The following is a 17,031-nucleotide window of genomic DNA, read 5'->3' as shown; positions in this document are numbered from 1 at the left end:
TCCCCATGCCGCATGACTACTACAACCCCGTGCGCAGCGTCTACGGGGCCGGGGCCCTGTGTGCCCTGCCCGGGCTGCTCGCCGGCCGCAAGGCCCTGCTGGTGACCTTTCCGGAGGCGCGCGCGCTGGGCCTGGTGGCCCGGGTCGAGGCCCTGCTCGGCGATGGCCTGGTGGGCGTCATCGAGGACGTGCGCCCCAACCCCGACGTGGCCGAGCTCGCCGCGCCCTACGAGGCCTTCTGGCGCGACGACCGCGGCGCCGAGGCCATCGTCGCGCTCGGCGGCGGCAGCGCCATCGACACCGCCAAGGCGCTGATGGTGGGCACGCCCGACGGCGCCTTCGCCACCCTGGTGGCCGCGCTGGCCTCGGGCCAGCCGTTCACGCCGTCCGGCGTGAAGGCGCTCATCGCCGTGCCCACCACCGCCGGCACCGGCAGCGAAGTCACGCCCTGGGCCACCATCTGGGACCGTGGCCGCCAGGTGAAGCACTCGCTGCACCTGAAGGAGACCTGGCCCACGGCCGCGATCATCGACCCCGAGCTGATGCTCTCGCTGCCCGCGTCGGTGACGCTGCAGAGCGGGCTGGACGCGCTGTCGCACGCGCTGGAGTCGATCTGGAACGTCAACGCCAACCCGGTGTCGGACACCTTCGCCGTGGCGGCGGTGCACGACATCCTGGACGCCCTGCCGCGACTGATGCACCGCCTGGACGACCGCGAGCTGCGCGCGCGCATGGCGCTGGCCGCGCTCAAGGCCGGCATGGCCTTCTCGAACACGCGCACCGCGCTGGCGCACTCCATTTCCTACGAGATGACGCTGCGCTACGGCCTGCCGCACGGCATCGCCTGCTCCTTCCCGCTGCCCCTGGTGCTGGCGCGCGCCATCGGCCGCCGGGCCGACCGCGACGCCGTGCTGGCCCAGGCCCTGGGCGACCTGGACGAGGCGCCCGGGCGCCTCACCGCCTTCATCGAACGCCTGGGCGTGCGCACGCGCTTCGCCGACTACGGCGTGAGCGACGAACAGGCCGAACAAATGGTGGCGCACGCCCTGACCGGCGCGCGCGGCCGCAATTTCATCGGCAGCGCCGAAAAGGAAATGGCATGAGCGAGGTGATGGAAAGCCACGGCTTCCGGGAAGAAGCGCTGCGCATCGGCGGCGAACAGGTGCACACGGGCCGCCGCTTCGACGTGCTCAACCCCTACAACGGCGAGCGCGTGGGCAGCGTGGCCATGGCCAGCGTGGAGGACGTGCGCCGCGCCATGGACATCGCCCAGGCCTACCAGCCCCGGCTCAGCCGCTACGAGCGCTCGGCCATCCTCAACCGCGCGGCGGCGCTGCTGCGCGAGCGCACCGAGGCCGGCTCCAACCTGATCACCGCCGAGTCCGGCCTGAGCAAGAAGGACAGCGTGTACGAGATCGGCCGCGTGGCCGACGTGCTGAACTTCGGCGCCAACGAGGCCCTGCGCGACGACGGCCAGGTGTTCTCCTGCGACCTCACGCCGCACGGCAAGCGCCGCAAGGTGATCACCACGCGCGAGCCGCTGCTGGGCGTGATCACGGCCATCACGCCTTTCAACCACCCCATGAACCAGGTGGCGCACAAGGTGGTGCCCAGCGTGGCCACCAACAACCGCATGGTGCTCAAGCCCTCGGAGAAGGTGCCGCTGTCGGCCTACTGGTTCGCCGACCTGCTGTACGAGGCCGGCCTGCCACCGGAGATGCTGCAGGTGGTGAGCGGCGACCCGCGCGAGATCGCCGACGAGCTGATCACGAACCCGCACGTGGACCTGATCACCTTCACCGGTGGCGTGGCCATCGGCAAGTACATCGCCGCCAAGGCGGGCTACAAGCGCCTGGTGCTGGAGCTGGGCGGCAACGACCCCCTAATCGTGATGGACGACGCCGACCTCGACAAGGCCAGCGAGCTCGCGGTGCAAGGCTCGTACAAGAACTCGGGCCAGCGCTGCACCGCCGTCAAGCGCATGCTGGTGCACCAGAAGGTGCTGGCCGACTTCACCGAGCGCGTGGTGGCCAAGACCCGCGCCTGGACCTACGGCGACCCGATGGACCGCCGCAACGAGATGGGCACGGTGATCGACGCGGCCGCGGCGGCGCATTTCCAGCGCGTGGTGGACGACGCCGTGGTGCAGGGCGCCCGCCTGCTGGTGGGCAACCGGCGCGACGGCGCGCTCTACTCGCCCACGGTGCTCGACCGCGTGCGTCCCGAGATGACGGTGGTGCGCGAAGAGACCTTCGGCCCGGTCTCGCCCATCATCGGCTTCAAGGACATCGACGAGGCGATCCGACTGTCCAACGGCACGGCCTTCGGCCTGTCCTCGGGCATCTGCACCAACCGCTTCGACGACGCCGCGCGTTTCGCGCGCGAGCTGAAGGTGGGCTCGGTGAACCTGTGGGAGGTGCCGGGCTACCGCATCGAGCTCACACCCTTCGGCGGCATCAAGGACTCGGGCCTGGGCTACAAGGAAGGCGTGCAGGAGGCGATCAAGTCCTTCACCAACTGCAAGACCTTCTCCATGCCCTGGTGACGGCAGCGGGCAAGGCCCGCTGGACGACTTAAGGTCGTGACGACCGGCGCGGGCCGGCGTCGACCTGTAGATCAAAGGCCCGCATTTCAGCACCAGAACCCACCCCCCTGACGACCAAAGTGGCAAGGCGCCGGCCGGCTGTCGCGTCACCTGAAATCCCCGCGCGGCGCGTGTCGATATCCGGAAGGCGGACCCCCCATCGGGACCGCATACCCCACCGGTAGCCACACGTTCACCAAGGAAGGGAGCCAGGGTCATGGGTATCGATCGTCTGTCCGTCAAAGCCCGGCTGATGGCCGGCTTCATGCTGCTCGCGGTCATCGTGCTCGCGGTGGCCACGCTGTCGGTGCGCTCGCTCGGGCACGAGCACGACAGCTTCAATCAGTACGTGGGCGAGACCTCGCACCGCGTGATGCTGGCCAACAACGTGCTGGACGCGGCCAATGCGCGCGCCATCGGCGTGCGCAACCTCGTGCTCGTCGGCACGCCCGGGGCCCGGGAACAGGAAAAGAACGCCACCACCGTCGCCCACGGCCAGGTGGTCGAGGGTTTCAAGGCGCTGCGCCAGGCACTGGACAGCGACGAGCACACCAGCCCGCAGGAGCGCCGCCTGTTCGACGAACTCGTGGCCGTGGAAGCGAAGTACGGCCCGGTGGCGCTGGACATCCTGGACCGCGCCGTGAAGGGCGATCGCGAAGGCGCCGTGCAGCGCATGGAGACCGACTGCCGGCCGCTGCTCGAGGCCCTGGTCAAGGCCGGCCACGCCTACCTGGACTTTGCCGCCGAGCAGGCCGCGGATGAGGTCCAGGCCTCGAACGCCAGCTATGCCCGCAACCGCAACCTGATGATCGGCGCCAGCGCCGTGGCCGTGGTGGCCGCGCTGATGCTGGCCCTGCTGATGACGCGCTCCATCGTCGGCCCCATCCAGGAAGCGGTGAGCGTGGCGCAGACCGTGGCCTCGGGCGATCTGCGCTCCAGCATCGCCGTGACGCGCCGCGACGAGCTGGGCGAACTGCAGGCCGCGCTCAAGGCCATGAACGAAAGCCTGGTGCGCATCGTGGGTGACGTGCGCCAGGGCAGCGACAGCATCGCCACCGGCAGCGCCCAGATCGCCTCGGGCAACGCCGACCTCTCGACCCGCACCGAGCAGCAGGCCAGCAACCTGCAGCAGACCGCCGCCTCGATGGAGCAGATGAACGCCACCGTGCGCAACAGCGCCGACACCGCGCGCCAGGCCACGCAACTGGCCACCTCGGCCAGTTCGGCCGCCGTGAAGGGCGGCGAGGTGGTGGGTCAGGTGGTGGCCACCATGCAGGACATCCAGTCCAGCAGCCAGAAGATCGGCGACATCATCGGCGTCATCGACGGCATCGCCTTCCAGACCAACATCCTGGCGCTCAACGCCGCCGTGGAAGCGGCGCGCGCCGGCGAGCAGGGCCGCGGCTTCGCCGTGGTGGCCGGTGAGGTGCGCAGCCTGGCCCAGCGCAGCGCCGAGGCGGCGAAAGAGATCAAGGCCCTGATCGGCGCCAGCGTGGGCAAGGTCGAATCGGGCTCGCGCCTGGTCGGCGACGCGCGCGCGGCGATGGACGACATCGTCGGCCAGGTGCGCCGCGTGACGGACCTGATCTCGGAGATCGGCGCCGCCACCGGCGAGCAGACCGAGGGCATCGGCCAGGTCAACAGCGCCATCGCGCAGCTCGACCAGGCCACGCAGCAGAACGCCGCGCTGGTGGAAGAAAGCGCCGCCGCGGCCGACAGCCTGCGCACGCAGGCGGCGCGGCTGGCCGAGGTGGTGGGCTTCTTCCGCTTGCTGGACGCGGGCGGCGCCAGCGGCCCGGCGCGCGCCTGAGCGCCGCTCAGGCCTTGGCTTGGCGCAGGGCCCAGGCGCGCTGCGCCGCCGGCCGGGCCAGGCAGCGTTGGTGCCAGGCCCGGGTGTGGGGCAGCTCACCGCGGCCCAGGGCGTCGAGCCGCTGCAGCACGGCGGCCAGGTTCAGATCGGCGACGCTGAAGCGCTCGCCCACCAGCCACTCGCGCCCGGCCAGGTGGCGCTCGAGCACCGCCAGGCGCGCCTGCAGCTTGTCGAGGGCGGCCGTGGCCAGCGATTCGATGCGCTGCTCGGGCGGCAGGAAGCTGGTGTGGTGGAACCACTGGCGCGCCAGCGGTTCGATCTCGGTCGCGGCCCACAGCGTCCACTGGTACACGCCGGCGACGCCCTCGGGCGTGTCGCTCCACAGGCCGCCCGCCGGGCGCGTCTGCGCCAGGTGCAGCGTGATGGCCAGCGACTCGAACAACAGCAGGCCGCCGTCGTCGATGGCGGGCACGGTGCCGTTGGGGTTGATCGCCAGGTAGGCCGGCTCGCGGGTCTCGGGGCCGTTGTAGTGCCAGGGCACGTGCCGGTAGGGCAGGCCCAGTTCCTCGGCGGCCCAGAGCGGGCGGATCGCGCGCGACGCGGCGATGCCATAGATCGTCAATGCCATGGGGGTCCTTTGCGGGGGTCGGTGAAAAGGCGGGTTCAGCGGGTGGCGGCCTCGCATGCCAGGGCCAGGCCGTCCTTGCGCGGATCGGAGCCGCCGAGCAGCTGGCCATCGGGCGCGCGCAGCACCATCTGCGCGCCGCCGAAGTCGCTGCGCCCGCCCAGCTCGCCCTGTCCGGTGGGCTCGGCGTAGCCGGCCGCGCGCAGCGCGCGCACCACGGGCTCGGGTGTGCCGGCCTCGATCGCGAGGGCGCGCTCGCCCTCCAGGCGCCAGCGCGGCGCGGCGATGGCCTGTTGCAACTCCTGCCCCCAGGCGGCCAGGCGCACCAGGAGCTGCACCTGGCCCTGCGGCTGCATGGCCCCGCCCACCACGCCGAAGCCGGCGTGAAAGACGCCGCCACGCAGCGCGGCCCCGGGCACCACCGTGTGGTAGGGGCGCTTGCCCGGCGCGGCGCCGTTGAGCTGGCCGGGTGGGGCGAAGCCGAAACCGCGGTTCTGCAAGGCGAAACCCGCGCCCGGCACGCCGATGCCGCTGCCGAAGCGCTTGAACACGCTGCTCATCAGCGTGACCGCGAAACCCTCGGCGTCGACCACCACCGTGCACACGGTGTTGCCTGCCGGGTCGGCGACCACGCGCTTGGCGTGGGCCATGGCCTCGCCCATGCAACGGACCATGTCCAGCGCGCTGCGCGGGTCCTCGGGGTCCAGGGGCAGCGCATCCAGGGCTTCCAGGGCGTGCAGCACGGCCAGGCCGTGGGTATTGGGCGGGCACTGCAGCACCTCCAGGCCCCGGAAGCGCCCGCGCAGGGGCGTGCAGAACCCGCCGCTGTGGGCCGCGAAGTCGCTGGCGGTCAGCACGCCGCCGCGCGCGCGGCTGGCCTGCTCGGCCGCGGCGGCGGGCGCGCCCCGGTAGAAGGCGTCGGGGCCGCCGTGGGCAATGGCCTCCAGGGTGGCGGCCAGTTCGGGGTTGTGGAAGACCTCGCCCGCGCGTGGCGGGGCGTCGGCGCGGTACAGGCGCGCGCTCACCGGGTCGCTGGCGATCACCGGCTGGAACAGCGCCCACTCGCGCGCCGCGACGGCGCCGACGGCGAAGCCGTCCCGGGCGGCGGCGATCGCCGGCGCGAACAGCCCGCGCCAGGGCAGCCGCCCATGCCGCTGATGCAGGTCGTGCCAGCCGCGCACCGCGCCCGGTACGGTGAGGGTGTGCACGTGGCGCTCGGGCAACCGGGCGCCGGGAAACGGCGCCAGCAGCCCGGCCTCGAAAGCCATCGGCGAGCGGCCCGAGCCGTTGTAGCTCTGGGGTTCGGCGCCCGGCGGCACCAGCATGGCCAGCAGATCGCCGCCGATGCCGGTGGCCATGGGCTCCACCACGCCCATCACGGCGTCCGCCGCAATGGCCGCGTCCACCGCGCTGCCGCCCTGGGCCAGCGCGCCCGCCGCGGCCTGCGCCGCCAAGGGGTGGCCGGTCGCCACCATGGCCGTCTCGCCGCGAACCGCGCAGGGAAGGGGGCTGTTGTGCATGGGTCGTCCGCTCAAAAGAATACAGTATACAAACACATGGGGGCAGCGACAAACCCCCGGGCAACGCCTGTCCAAGCCCTTCGCTTTCCGGGCAAGCCCTTTCCTTGGGGGTGGGCACAAGGCCTGGCACGAAGCCTGCATTCCGTGGCCGCATCTGATGTATACGGTATTCACAGATGCCCTCACTCCAGCCCAAACACCCCAAAACCACCCCTGAGACGGGCAAAAACGCACCACTCTGGGCCGATACAGGCCCCGTTGTGGCGCGGGAAAACCCTGAAACGCTAAAACAGTATTCTGTATACGATCTCACCCGCCACCGAAGCACCTGCGCCTGAACACAGGACAGCCAAGCACAGAACCCCGCCGGCAGAAACAAGAGGGAAGGCCGCCGGCCAACCACCCCACGGTGCCGCCCGCACCGGTCGCAGCCCACCAACCACCGCCTGACCCTGCAGGCACCACACCCACGGACAAACCCATGGATTCCAACGTAACCCTGACAGCGGCGCACTGGATGTACCTGCTCGGCGTGATCAGCATCATCGTGACGATGGTGTTCCGCGCGAACGTGCTCGTGCCCTCGATCGCCGCCACCTTTCTCGTCGGCCTGGCCTGGACGGGCAACCCCCTCGCTGGCGTGGGCAGCGTCTACAGCGCCAGCCTGGTGGCCGCCAAGGAGCTGTTCAACATCTTCCTGGTGATCGCGCTGATGACGTCGCTGCTCAACGCCCTCAAGGCCTTGAAGTCCGACATCCTGATGGTGCGGCCCTTCCGCCTGCTGATGAAGAACGGGCCGGTGTCGTACCTGCTGCTGGCGGCCATCACCTACTTCATCTCGCTGTTCTTCTGGCCCACGCCCGCCGTGCCGCTGGTGTGCGCGGTGCTGCTGCCCGCCGCCATCGCGGCCGGCCTGCCGCCCATCGTGGGCGCGGCCGCCATCGCCGTGGCCGGCCAGGGCATGGCGCTGTCGTCCGACTACGTGATCGGCGTGGCCCCCGGCATCAGTGCCAAGGCCGCGGGCGCGGCGGCGGCGGTGATCGCCGACCGCGCGCTGGCGCTGTCCATCATCACCGGCGTGGTCGCGCTGGTGCTGATCTTCATCTTCCACCGCCGCAAGTTCCAGCCCGCCAGCCCACTGCACCTGGAGCGCTGGCAGGAACTGGCCGTCAAGGGCGAACTGGCGCACGAGCACGAAGGCACGACCCATAAGGCCGAGATCGCCCAGGGCACCAGCCGCGAGCACCAGCCGGTGACCAGCCAGGACCTCAAGCGCGAGCTGCAGAGCGTGCCGGCCGAAGAATTCAAGTGGTCCAAGCTGTTCGCCATCGTCACGCCGCTGGTGTTCCTGACGGTGATCGTGCTGATGGTGCTGCCCAAGCTGGGCGTGCCGCTGGGCGACTTCAAGGGCGGCGCGGGCGCGTCGCTGGTGGGTGGCGCCGCCGCGCTGCTGATGATCTTCGCCACGCTGGCCATGAAGGGCGCGCGCCAGATGCTGGAAGCCAGCGCCGACCACATCACCGAGGGCTTCGTGTTCGCCTTCCGCGCCATGGGCTCGGTGCTGCCGATCGCCGGTTTCTTCTTCCTGGGCGCCAGTGAAACCGCGGCCGCCATCTTCGGTGGCGACGCATCACAAACCCCCAGCCTGCTGTTCGACCTGGTGCGCAGCGCGCAGGACTGGATCCCGCACAACCCGCTGTTCGTGGCCTTCGGCCTGCTGATCGTGGGCATGGTCACCGGCATCGACGGCTCGGGCTTCTCCGGCCTGCCGCTGACCGGCGCGCTGGCCGGCGCCCTGGGCCCGGTCTCCAACATCGACGCCACCACGCTCGCCGCGATCGGCCAGATGGGCGCGATCTGGACCGGCGGCGGCACGCTGATCGCCTGGTCCTCGCTGATCGCCGTGGCCGGCTTCGCGCGGGTCCCGGTCACCGACCTGGTGCGCGTGCTCGCGCTGCCGGTGCTCATCGGCCTGGCGGCGTCCACCGTGCTGGCCGTCGTGCTGTTCTGAATCCCCTCCCCCACCACCCCCAAACCTGCGGTATTCCCATGAAAAAAAGCATCCTGCTGATCTCCGCCACGCTGGCCACCGGCGCGGCCATGGCGCAATCCAGCGTCACCCTGTACGGCCTGGCCGACATGTACCTGTCGAGCCAGAAGAACCCCGCCACCGGCCTGCGCATGAGCAAGCTCGACAGCAGCGGCGTCTATGAAAGCCGCTTCGGCTTCAAGGGCAGCGAAGACCTGGGCGGCGGCTACAAGGCCAACTTCCAGCTCGAGTCGGGTTTCGCGATGGACAGCGGCGGCGCCCCCGCCCTGTCGTTCACGCGCCAGTCCTGGGTCGGCATCTCGGGCGGCTTCGGTGACCTGCGCTTCGGCAAGGCCTGGAGCGCGTTCGACGACATCAGCGGCACGGCGCTGGCGGCCAAGAACTCGGTGCTCGCGCCCAACCAGGGCGCGTGGCTGAGCACCTCGTACAAGGACGCGCCGAACAACGGCGTCTACTACGCCTCGCCCAACTTCGGCGGCTTCAGCGGCGTGGTGAGCTACGGCACCGGCGAGAACAAGACCGCCGCCGATGGCGCCGGCTCGATCACCAGCGTGCACGTCAAGTACGCGGGCGGCCCGGTGTTCGCCGGCGTCGCTTTCCAGAACGAGAAGGCCACGAGCAATTCCACGGCGATCAAGTTCACGCGCGTCAACGGCTCGTACGACTTCGGCCCCGCCAAGCTGCTGGCCAGCTACGGCCGCGTGGCCTACGGCGCGGACGACACCAAGGAATGGACCATCGCCGCCGACGTGCCCCTGGCCGGTGGCTGGCTGCTGTCGGGCGGTATCGCGCAGTCCAAGGGCTCGGTCACGGGCTTCGTGGGCGACCCCAACTACACGGGCAAGCTGGTCACCACGGTGGCGCCCGGCGCGCCGGACGTCAAGCGCACGGGCTGGAGCGTGGCGGCCTTCTACAGCCTGAGCAAGCGCACCACGCTGTACGGCGGCTACCGCGCCAACACCATCAAGACGCCGGGCGCCGCCGACCAGGACGGCAGCGTGCTGGGCGTGGGCATGTACCACCTGTTCTGACGCAGACGCGCGGGGGGCCGTGTTCCCCCCGCTGTTCATCCGTCGAGTTTTCCTTTGGAGCCCTTCACGTCAGGGCATTCGCCGCGGCTTCGGGCCGCGGTCTTTTTTGGGCGCTCGAATAGAATCGGCCGGCTTCGGACCCAGCCCCGGCCCCGCCCGACGCCCCGCCGAACACAGAGCCACGCCCACACCATGAACCTGCCACGCAAGGAAGCCTCGCTGGGGGCGAGCCATTCGCCCCTGACCACGCTGGTGGTCGAGGCCCTGCGCGAACGCATCATGGGTGGCGCCATCTCGCCGGGCGAGCGCCTGGTGGAGAGCCGCCTCTCCGACGAACTCGGCGTCTCGCGCATGCCCGTGCGCGAGGCCCTGCGCCAGCTGGCCGCCGAAGGCCTGGTCACCATCGAGCCGCGCCGCGGCGCCTCGGTCACCGCCTTCTCGCCCGAGCAGGTGCGCGAACTGGTCGAGGTGCGCGCCACGCTCGAAGGCCTCAACGCCAAGCTCGCCGCGCAGCGCCACGACGAGAAGCAGATCGCCGCGATGGAAAGCATCCTGGCCGAGGGCACGCGCATGGCCACCAGCGACGACCAGGCCGCGCTGCTGGAGATGAACCAGCGCTTCCACGACGCCTTGGGCAGCATCGCCGCCAATTCGGTGCTGCAGGAGCTGATGCGCTCGCTGCGCGACCGCACCGCGCTGATCTTCGCCCCGCTCAACCGCACGCGCGGCCAACAGAACTGGGACGAGCACGCCGCGATCCTGCGCGCGGTGATCAAGGGCGACGCGGAACTCGCCTCGCTGCTCGCCATGCGCCACGTGTACAACGCGGCGCAGATGGAACCCTGAACAGGAACACCCCCGCTGCGCTGCGCGCGACCCCCTCAAAGGGGTGACACCAGCGGCCCGGCGAAGCCGGTTCCGCGGTATCTCTGGCCTTGGGGCTGTCTCAGTTCGCCGCGCCTTGAAGGCGCTGCCACACCAAACCGGCCAGCGCCACGTCTTCCAGGCCCACGCCCACCGACTTGTAGAGCGTCACCGCCTGCGCGTCCTGCCGGCCGGGTTTGAGGCCCGCGACCAGCTCGCCCAACTCGACGATGCGCGCGGGGTCCAGCGCGCCGGGCGCGGCCAGCACCAGGTCGCCCGCCTCCTGCAGGGTCTGCGGCTTCCACTCCACGGCGATGGTCGCGGCCCGGCGCAGGGCCGCGTCGTCGAGCTCGCGCGTGTGCGGCAGGCTGGAGCCGATGGCGGCGACGAAGCTGCCCGGTGCCAGCTGCTCGCCGCGAAACAGCGGTGTGGTGGACCGCGAGGCGGTGACCACGATGTCGGCGCCCTCCACCGCGGCCTCCGGCGCGCACAGGCGCACCGGTACGCCGCAGGCGGCCTGCAGCTCCCCGGCCAGCGTGGGCGGCGCGTAGGGGTCGCTCACGCGGATCTCCCCCAGGGAGAAGGCGCGCGCCATCTGCACCGCGTGCATGCGGCCTTGCACGCCGGCGCCGTACAGGGCCATCACCCGCGCGTCGGCGCGCGCCAGGTGGCGCGCCGCGATCACCGAGCAGGCGGCGGTGCGCAGGCGCGTGATGGCGCCGGCGTCGAACGAGGCCAGCGCGCGGCCGTCGTCGGCGGCGAACAGCAGGATGACGAAGGTGAACTGCCCCTGGATGGTGGTGTAGACCTTGGCGCCGACCACGCCCTGGCCCGGCACCACCGCGCCCAGGGTGGAGAGCTTGACGCCGCCCGCCTCGGTGCGCACGCGCGCCTGCATCGCGGCCTCGCCGCGGCCGAAGCGCGCAAAGGCATCGTCCAGCACGGCCTGCGCGTCCTCGGGGCTGATGGTGGCGTCGACGACGGCGTCGGTGATGTGTTGCATGGTGGTGAAGGGTTCAGGCCGCGGACAGCGTGCGCAGCAGGACGACGATGGCGCCGATCGCCGCCATGGCGAGCAGCATCTTGCGCACCAGCGGCGCGGGCACGAAGCGCTTGATCGGGTTGGAAGCGAAGAAGCCGGCGAACATCCACGGCATCAGCAGGGCGCTCAGCAGGTATTCGTGGGCGCCCATGCGGCCCACCACGGTGAGCACCGTGATCGACACCGCCGAGCCGATGAAGAAGATGGCGCCGAAGGTGCCACGCAGCTGGGCCGCGCCCATGTTCTGCATGGCGATGGCGAACGGCGGCGCGCCGGCCGAGGTGATGGTGCCCATCATCCCCGAGGCCACGCCGGCCACGGCCATGTTGCGCCGCGAGGGCATCACCCGCCAGCCGGTCAGGCTCAGGCTCACGCCGGTGAGGATGAGCAGCGCAAACATCAGCGACAAAGTCTTCACCGGCAGCAGCACCAGGCAGGCCGCGGCCAGCACGGTGCCGCCGAGGCGGCCGGCCACGGCCACGCTGGCCAGGTTCCACTGGATGTCCGCGCGGTCGCGCAGGCCGCCCATCAACGCGAGCGGGCAGCTCAGCACCAGCAGCGGGCCCGGCACCAGCTCGGGGAACCACATCGCGGCCAGGGGCGCGGCGAACATGGCGAAGCCCAGGCCGCTGACGCCCTGCAGGCAGGCACCGACCAGCACCAGCACGCCGGCCGCGAGGTAGTGCAGGCCGCTGACGCCCTGCACGAGGTCGGTGGACAGCCAGTCCATGGCGCTCACCAGGACACGGCGATGTCGCCCTTCACGAACGTCTGGCAGGCCATGCGGAAGCCCGCGGCCAGGTCCTCGTCGCTGAGGTGCTTGCGCTCCTTGGCCTTCACTTCGTCGGTGTTGTCCAGGCCCTGCTCGATGCGGCACTTGCAGGTGCCGCACAGGCCGCCGCCGCACTTGAAGGGAATGCCGCCCTTCTCGCGCAGTGAGACGCGCAGCAGGTTGCTGTTGTCCGGCGCGCTGACGAGCTTGTTGTCGTTGCTGATGAAGGTGATGTTGACGGTCATGGCGTGTTGAAGGCGGCGGGATCGCGGGGGCGCAGCTCGGCCTGGGTGCTGCCGTAGCTGCACAGATTGCGCAGCTCCCGGCGGGCCGATTCGAGGTCCGCGAAGGATTCAAGGAACTTGGAAGGCACCGAGTTGACGGTGTCCTGGCCGCTTTCATCGATCACCCGCACGCGCGTGGGCGCGGGCAGCTCGGCCACGAGGAAGCGGGCGCGCACGCGGCCGTCGCAGTGGTAGTCCCAGGCCTCGACCGGCACCAGGCCGTCGCTCGGCTCGGTGCGGAACTGGCCGGGCTTGCTGGTCAGGATCACGTAGGTGGTCATGGGGCGGTCCTTCGCGGGCGCGGGGGGGTCAGTCCTGCTGGAGTTCGATGTCGTGCTCGATCCAGAGCTGGCAGGTCAGGCGCCAGCCCTGGTCCAGGCGCTCGCCGAGCTGCTTCTTCTCTTTCCAGTTGGGCGGCGGCAGGTGCTCGGCACCGGACAGCACGCGGGTGGCGCAGGTGGCGCACTTGCCCATGCCGCACTGGTACTGCAGGTGCGGGTAGGGATAGGCCTTGATGCCCGCGCGCACCACCAGGTTGCTCTTGGGCGCCACCTCGTCGCGGTAGGTCTGGCCGTTCTTGTGGAAGGTGACGATGGGCATGTCGGCAGGGCTGGACTGGTCTTGGATTCGGAGAAAGTATACAGTATACTTTTAACGACGGCGCTCATTTGCCCGTTGATTCGGTCGGTTTTTGCCTTGGAATCGACCGCTATGTATACTGTATACGCCAATCGGTCGCGAGAGACCGCCCCGATGCCGGTGTCCACCCATCACCCACCAGGAGAGCCCCCCATGTCCCAACTGCTCAGCCGAGACGAATTCCGCACCGCCCTCGAAAACGCCATCAAGGGCAAGAGCGCCAACCAGTCCCCCTTCAGCCTGGCCTGGGCCGGCGGCACGCTCTCGCGCGAGCACCTCGCGCGCTGGGCCGAGAACCACTACCACTACGTCGGCCCCTTCGCCGACTACCTGGGCTACCTGTACGCGCGCACGCCCGACCACATGACCGAGGCCAAGGACTTCCTGTTGGCCAACATGTATGAAGAAGAAATCGGCGGCGACCGCCACACCGACCTGCTGATCCGCTTCGGCGAGGCCTGCGGCACCACGCGCGAGCGCATCGTCGACGCCGACAACATGAGCCCCACCACGCGCGCCCTGCAAAGCTGGTGCTACGCCGTGGCCATGCGCGAAGACCCCGTGGTCGCCGTGGCCGGCCTGGTGGTGGGCCTGGAGTCGCAGGTGCCGTCCATTTACCGCAAGCAGACGCCCACGCTGCGCGAGAAGTACGGCTTCACCGACGAGGAAGTCGAGTTCTTCGACCTGCACATCGTGTCCGACGAGATCCACGGCGAGCGCGGCTACCAGATCGTGCTGGAGCACGCCAACACGCCCGAGCTGCAGAAGCGCTGCCTGCGCATCTGCGAGATCGGCGCCGAGATGCGCCTGCTCTACACCACCGCGCTCTACAACGACTACGTGGCCCCGGCCCAGCAGAAGCCGGTGCTGGCCAAGGCCGCCTGAGCCCCCGCGGCGGGCCGCGGCGCGGCCCGCCCCACCCGGCCCCTCCTTCCGATATGAACCACCACCGGCTGACCCTGGACGAGGTCGAGCTCCTGGTCGGCAGCGCCGGCCAGGGCGAGACCCTGGTTTTCGTGCACGGCTCCTGGGACGACCACAGCGCCTGGGACGCCGTGGCCGCGCTGCTGTCGCCGCGCTGGCGCGTCGTGGCCTACGACCGCCGTGGCCATGGCGGCAGCACCGAACCCGGTGGACAGGGACACATCAGCCAGGACGTGGCCGACCTGCACGGCGTGATCGAGGCCATCGGCCAGGGCCCCGTGCACCTGGTCGGCCATTCCTACGGCGCCTGCGTGGCGCTGCTGTACGCCGCGCGGCACCCCGAGCGGCTGCGCAGCCTGTGCCTGCACGAGCCGCCGCTGTTCGGCGTGCTGGGCGAATCGCCCGCGCACGCGCCGCTGGCGCAAGCCACCAAGGTGGCCATGGCGCGCGCGGCGGCGCTCATCGACAACGGCGAGGCCGCGCTCGGCGCGCGGGTCTTCGCGGAACAGGTCGCGCTCACCGGCCAGCCCTGGGAAGAGGTCATGGACGCGCGCATGCGCGCCACCTGGGTGGCCAACGCCGCCACCTGGCTCGACCAGTCGCGCGACCCCGAGCGGCTGGCGCTGTCTCCCGAACTGCTGGCCCACAGCCCGCTGCCCGTGCTGCTCACGCAGGGCGACCGCAGCCCCGAGGCCTTCGGCCCCGGCGTGGACCGCCTGGCCGCCGCCACCCCCCATGCCACGCGCCGCACCCTGGCGGGCGCGGGCCATTTCCCCCAGCTGACGCACCCGCAGGCCTTCGCGCACTGCCTGGGCGATTTCCTGACACCGCTTTCCTCCTCCACCGGAACACCCGCACCATGAGCACGACAGCCGAAGCCTTCCTCACCGAAATCAGCGCCCCGGGCCGGCCGGTCGAGGAGTTCCTGAACTACATCGACGGCCAATGGGTCAAGTGCCGCAGCGCGCGCACCTTCGACAACAGCAACCCGGCCCACACCGACGAGCTGATCGGCCGCTTCCAGGCCTCCACCGCGCTGGACGCGGAGGACGCGGTCAACGCCGCCACCGCCGCCTTCGAGGACTGGCGCAAGACCGCGCCGAGCCAGCGCGCCAAGATCCTGAACAAGGCCGCCGACTACCTGGAGGCCAACGCCCAGCGCTTCGGCGAGGAGCTCAGCCGCGAGGAAGGCAAGTCGGTCGCACTCGGCAAGGACGAATTCCTGCGCGCGGCCCAGACCTTCCGCTTCTACGCCATCGAGGGCCAGACCTTCGGCGGCGAGACCTACCCGCAGGACGACGCCAACATGATGGTCTACAGCCAGCGCGAGCCGCTGGGCGTGGTCTCCGTCATCTCGCCCTGGAACTTCCCGGCCTCCATCCCGGCGCGCAAGATCGCGCCCGCGCTGATCACCGGCAACACCATCGTCTTCAAGCCCTCGTCGGACGCGCCGCTGAGCGGCCTGCGCCTGGTCGAGGCCCTGGTCGAGGCCGGCATCCCCAAGGGCGTCATCAACTACATCACCGGCCGCGCCGGCGACGTGGGCCCCATCATCACCACCTCGAAATCGATCCGCGCGATCTCCTTCACCGGCTCCACGCAGGCCGGCATGCACATCCACCGCACCGTGCACCTGACCACGCGGCTGCAGATGGAGCTGGGCGGCAAGAACCCGCTGATCGTGATGGAAGACGCCGACCTGGACCAGGCCGTGGAACTCGCCATCAAAGGCGGCTTCTCGCTCACCGGCCAGGCCTGCACCGGCACCAGCCGCGTGATCGTGATGAAGGCCGTGAAAGAGGCCTTCACCAAGAAGCTGGTCGAGCGCGTGAAGACGCTCAAGATCGGCCCCGGCCACCAGCCCGGCATGGACCTGGGCCCGCTGGCCACGGCCAAGCAGCTCGAGACCGTGCTGCACTACCTGGACATCGGCCGCCAGGAGGCGCGGCTGCTGTGCGGCGGCGAGCGCCTCACCGGCGCGCCCTACGACAAGGGCTACTACGTGACGCCGGCCGTGTTCGACAAGGTCACGCAGTCCATGCGCATCGCGCGCGAAGAAATCTTCGGCCCGGTGATCGCCGTGCTCGAGGCCGACAGCTTCGCCAGCGCCATGGCCATGGCCAACGACAGCGAGTACGGCCTGTCGGCCGCCATCGCCACGCGCAACCCGCGCTACATGCACGACTTCGCCAACAACATCCAGTCGGGCACGGTGAAGATCAACCGCACCACCACCGGCAACCTGGTGAACGCGCCCTTCGGCGGCATGAAGAACTCCAGCACCTCCACCTTCCGCGAGTCCGGCCGCGTGGGCCTGGAATTCTTCACGCAGACCAAGGTCGTCTACCGCGGCCTCTGAACCCGCCCCGCTCTTACAAGGACAAGACCCACATGAAATCCGCTCTCAAGCTGCAACTGCCCGAAGCGCGCCGCATGGCCGCCGCCGCCCTCGACAAAGCCCAGGCCCTGGGCGTGCCCGAGACCGTCTGCATCACCGACGAAGGTGGCTTCCCGCTGGTGCTGGAGCGCATGGACGGCGCGCGGGTCACCGGCCCGCAGATCGCCTGGAACAAGGCCTTCACGGCCGCCGGCCACAAGCGGTCCACCCACCTGTTCAACACGCCGCCCAACGGCCCCGCCCTGCCCGGTAACGAGGCCTTCGGCATCCAGTGGAGCTTCGACGGCAAGTTCGCCGTCTTCGTCGGCGGCTTCCCCATCGTGGTCAATGGCGAGGTGGTGGGCGGCGTGGGCCTGAGCGGCGGCAACGGCGAGCAGGACACCGCCTGCGGCCTGGCCGCGCTGCAGGCCCTCAAGGACCTGCTGGCCGGGCAAGGCCTGGACGTGGTCGTCAAGGCCGACCTGAAGTACTGATGGTCCCGTCGCCGG

The 17,031-nt window shown here is 70.4% G+C and carries 17 protein-coding genes; 10 read left to right on the top strand and 7 right to left on the bottom strand.

Features of this window, described 5'->3' with window-relative positions; all coding sequences use genetic code 11:
• Positions 1-5: 5 nt before the first annotated feature.
• The 3 genes from psrA (at position 6) to BHU06_RS23115 (ending at position 4,394) form a co-directional block, all read left to right on the top strand.
• Positions 6-1,103 carry an iron-containing alcohol dehydrogenase PsrA gene (gene psrA / locus BHU06_RS11595; RefSeq protein ID WP_070399345.1) on the top strand — a complete coding sequence of 366 codons (1,098 nt, stop codon included), beginning with the start codon at positions 6-8 and terminating at the stop codon, positions 1,101-1,103.
• Positions 1,100-2,545: a phosphonoacetaldehyde dehydrogenase gene (gene phnY, locus BHU06_RS11590; protein WP_070399344.1), complete on the top strand. Its 1,446-nt coding sequence runs from the start codon at positions 1,100-1,102 to the stop codon at positions 2,543-2,545. Before psrA ends, phnY begins: the two co-directional genes overlap by 4 nt.
• A 256-nt stretch (positions 2,546-2,801) precedes the next feature.
• Entirely contained in the window at positions 2,802-4,394 is a 1,593-nt protein-coding gene (locus tag BHU06_RS23115) for a methyl-accepting chemotaxis protein (protein WP_070399343.1), read from the top strand.
• 7 nt (positions 4,395-4,401) lie between these two features.
• On the opposite strand, the gene BHU06_RS11580 is transcribed toward BHU06_RS23115, so the two are convergent.
• Both BHU06_RS11580 and BHU06_RS11575 read right to left on the bottom strand, forming a co-directional pair.
• Positions 4,402-5,022, bottom strand: coding sequence for a glutathione S-transferase family protein (locus BHU06_RS11580; protein ID WP_083293178.1), 621 nt, complete (start codon positions 5,020-5,022; stop codon positions 4,402-4,404).
• 35 nt (positions 5,023-5,057) lie between these two features.
• On the bottom strand, positions 5,058-6,539 hold the full coding sequence (locus BHU06_RS11575; protein WP_070399341.1) for a gamma-glutamyltransferase family protein: 1,482 nt from the start codon (positions 6,537-6,539) through the stop codon (positions 5,058-5,060).
• Positions 6,540-7,020: 481 nt separating this feature from the next.
• Between BHU06_RS11575 and BHU06_RS11570 the strand changes: the two genes are divergently transcribed.
• The 3 genes from BHU06_RS11570 (at position 7,021) to BHU06_RS11560 (ending at position 10,466) form a co-directional block, all read left to right on the top strand.
• Positions 7,021-8,550: a hypothetical protein gene (locus BHU06_RS11570; protein WP_070399340.1), complete on the top strand. Its 1,530-nt coding sequence runs from the start codon at positions 7,021-7,023 to the stop codon at positions 8,548-8,550.
• A gap of 38 nt (positions 8,551-8,588) precedes the next feature.
• Entirely contained in the window at positions 8,589-9,620 is a 1,032-nt protein-coding gene (locus tag BHU06_RS11565; RefSeq protein WP_070399339.1) for a porin, read from the top strand.
• 192 nt (positions 9,621-9,812) lie between these two features.
• Positions 9,813-10,466, top strand: a complete 654-nt coding sequence (locus BHU06_RS11560; RefSeq protein WP_070399338.1) for a GntR family transcriptional regulator — start codon at positions 9,813-9,815, stop codon at positions 10,464-10,466.
• A gap of 100 nt (positions 10,467-10,566) precedes the next feature.
• On the opposite strand, the gene BHU06_RS11555 is transcribed toward BHU06_RS11560, so the two are convergent.
• The 5 genes from BHU06_RS11555 to BHU06_RS11535 are packed head-to-tail and all read right to left on the bottom strand — an operon-like array spanning position 10,567 to position 13,182.
• Entirely contained in the window at positions 10,567-11,487 is a 921-nt protein-coding gene (locus BHU06_RS11555; protein ID WP_070399337.1) for an ornithine cyclodeaminase family protein, read from the bottom strand.
• 13 nt (positions 11,488-11,500) lie between these two features.
• Complete coding sequence (locus tag BHU06_RS11550; protein WP_070399336.1) at positions 11,501-12,256, bottom strand: sulfite exporter TauE/SafE family protein; 756 nt, start codon at positions 12,254-12,256, stop codon at positions 11,501-11,503.
• A gap of 5 nt (positions 12,257-12,261) precedes the next feature.
• Positions 12,262-12,543: a 2Fe-2S iron-sulfur cluster-binding protein gene (locus BHU06_RS11545; protein ID WP_070399335.1), complete on the bottom strand. Its 282-nt coding sequence runs from the start codon at positions 12,541-12,543 to the stop codon at positions 12,262-12,264.
• Positions 12,540-12,863: a hypothetical protein gene (locus tag BHU06_RS11540; RefSeq protein WP_070399334.1), complete on the bottom strand. Its 324-nt coding sequence runs from the start codon at positions 12,861-12,863 to the stop codon at positions 12,540-12,542. Before BHU06_RS11540 ends, BHU06_RS11545 begins: the two co-directional genes overlap by 4 nt.
• 28 nt (positions 12,864-12,891) lie before the next feature.
• On the bottom strand, positions 12,892-13,182 hold the full coding sequence (locus BHU06_RS11535) for a 2Fe-2S iron-sulfur cluster-binding protein (protein WP_070399333.1): 291 nt from the start codon (positions 13,180-13,182) through the stop codon (positions 12,892-12,894).
• Positions 13,183-13,374: 192 nt separating this feature from the next.
• Here BHU06_RS11535 and BHU06_RS11530 point away from each other — a divergent pair, with 192 nt between their 5' ends.
• From BHU06_RS11530 to BHU06_RS11515, 4 genes are read left to right on the top strand one after another with little or no spacing between them, the layout of a single operon-like run.
• Positions 13,375-14,106 (top strand): TenA family transcriptional regulator, encoded by a 732-nt coding sequence (locus BHU06_RS11530; RefSeq protein ID WP_070399332.1) that lies wholly within the window; start codon positions 13,375-13,377, stop codon positions 14,104-14,106.
• Between the two features lie 53 nt (positions 14,107-14,159).
• Positions 14,160-15,008, top strand: coding sequence for an alpha/beta fold hydrolase (locus tag BHU06_RS11525; protein ID WP_070399331.1), 849 nt, complete (start codon positions 14,160-14,162; stop codon positions 15,006-15,008).
• The gene (locus BHU06_RS11520; RefSeq protein WP_083293177.1) at positions 15,005-16,504 is read left to right on the top strand and encodes an aldehyde dehydrogenase family protein; all 1,500 of its coding nucleotides are present in this window, start codon (positions 15,005-15,007) and stop codon (positions 16,502-16,504) included. The genes BHU06_RS11525 and BHU06_RS11520 overlap by 4 nt, the downstream gene beginning before the upstream one ends.
• Before the next feature lie 32 nt (positions 16,505-16,536).
• Complete coding sequence (locus BHU06_RS11515) at positions 16,537-17,016, top strand: heme-binding protein (protein WP_070399330.1); 480 nt, start codon at positions 16,537-16,539, stop codon at positions 17,014-17,016.
• Positions 17,017-17,031 lie beyond the last annotated feature (15 nt).

This window comes from Hydrogenophaga sp. PML113, assembly GCF_001777155.1.
GTDB lineage: Bacteria > Pseudomonadota > Gammaproteobacteria > Burkholderiales > Burkholderiaceae_C > Hydrogenophaga > Hydrogenophaga borbori.
This window is presented reverse-complemented; position numbering and strand designations above follow the sequence as displayed.

Coding starts and splice junctions, on each gene's coding strand:
- psrA (WP_070399345.1), top strand. CDS start 6: ATGCCGCATGACTACTACAACCCCGTGCGCAGCGTCTACGGGGCCGGG.
- phnY (WP_070399344.1), top strand. CDS start 1,100: ATGAGCGAGGTGATGGAAAGCCACGGCTTCCGGGAAGAAGCGCTGCGC.
- BHU06_RS23115 (WP_070399343.1), top strand. CDS start 2,802: ATGGGTATCGATCGTCTGTCCGTCAAAGCCCGGCTGATGGCCGGCTTC.
- BHU06_RS11580 (WP_083293178.1), bottom strand. CDS start 5,022: ATGGCATTGACGATCTATGGCATCGCCGCGTCGCGCGCGATCCGCCCG.
- BHU06_RS11575 (WP_070399341.1), bottom strand. CDS start 6,539: ATGCACAACAGCCCCCTTCCCTGCGCGGTTCGCGGCGAGACGGCCATG.
- BHU06_RS11570 (WP_070399340.1), top strand. CDS start 7,021: ATGGATTCCAACGTAACCCTGACAGCGGCGCACTGGATGTACCTGCTC.
- BHU06_RS11565 (WP_070399339.1), top strand. CDS start 8,589: ATGAAAAAAAGCATCCTGCTGATCTCCGCCACGCTGGCCACCGGCGCG.
- BHU06_RS11560 (WP_070399338.1), top strand. CDS start 9,813: ATGAACCTGCCACGCAAGGAAGCCTCGCTGGGGGCGAGCCATTCGCCC.
- BHU06_RS11555 (WP_070399337.1), bottom strand. CDS start 11,487: ATGCAACACATCACCGACGCCGTCGTCGACGCCACCATCAGCCCCGAG.
- BHU06_RS11550 (WP_070399336.1), bottom strand. CDS start 12,256: ATGGACTGGCTGTCCACCGACCTCGTGCAGGGCGTCAGCGGCCTGCAC.
- BHU06_RS11545 (WP_070399335.1), bottom strand. CDS start 12,543: ATGACCGTCAACATCACCTTCATCAGCAACGACAACAAGCTCGTCAGC.
- BHU06_RS11540 (WP_070399334.1), bottom strand. CDS start 12,863: ATGACCACCTACGTGATCCTGACCAGCAAGCCCGGCCAGTTCCGCACC.
- BHU06_RS11535 (WP_070399333.1), bottom strand. CDS start 13,182: ATGCCCATCGTCACCTTCCACAAGAACGGCCAGACCTACCGCGACGAG.
- BHU06_RS11530 (WP_070399332.1), top strand. CDS start 13,375: ATGTCCCAACTGCTCAGCCGAGACGAATTCCGCACCGCCCTCGAAAAC.
- BHU06_RS11525 (WP_070399331.1), top strand. CDS start 14,160: ATGAACCACCACCGGCTGACCCTGGACGAGGTCGAGCTCCTGGTCGGC.
- BHU06_RS11520 (WP_083293177.1), top strand. CDS start 15,005: ATGAGCACGACAGCCGAAGCCTTCCTCACCGAAATCAGCGCCCCGGGC.
- BHU06_RS11515 (WP_070399330.1), top strand. CDS start 16,537: ATGAAATCCGCTCTCAAGCTGCAACTGCCCGAAGCGCGCCGCATGGCC.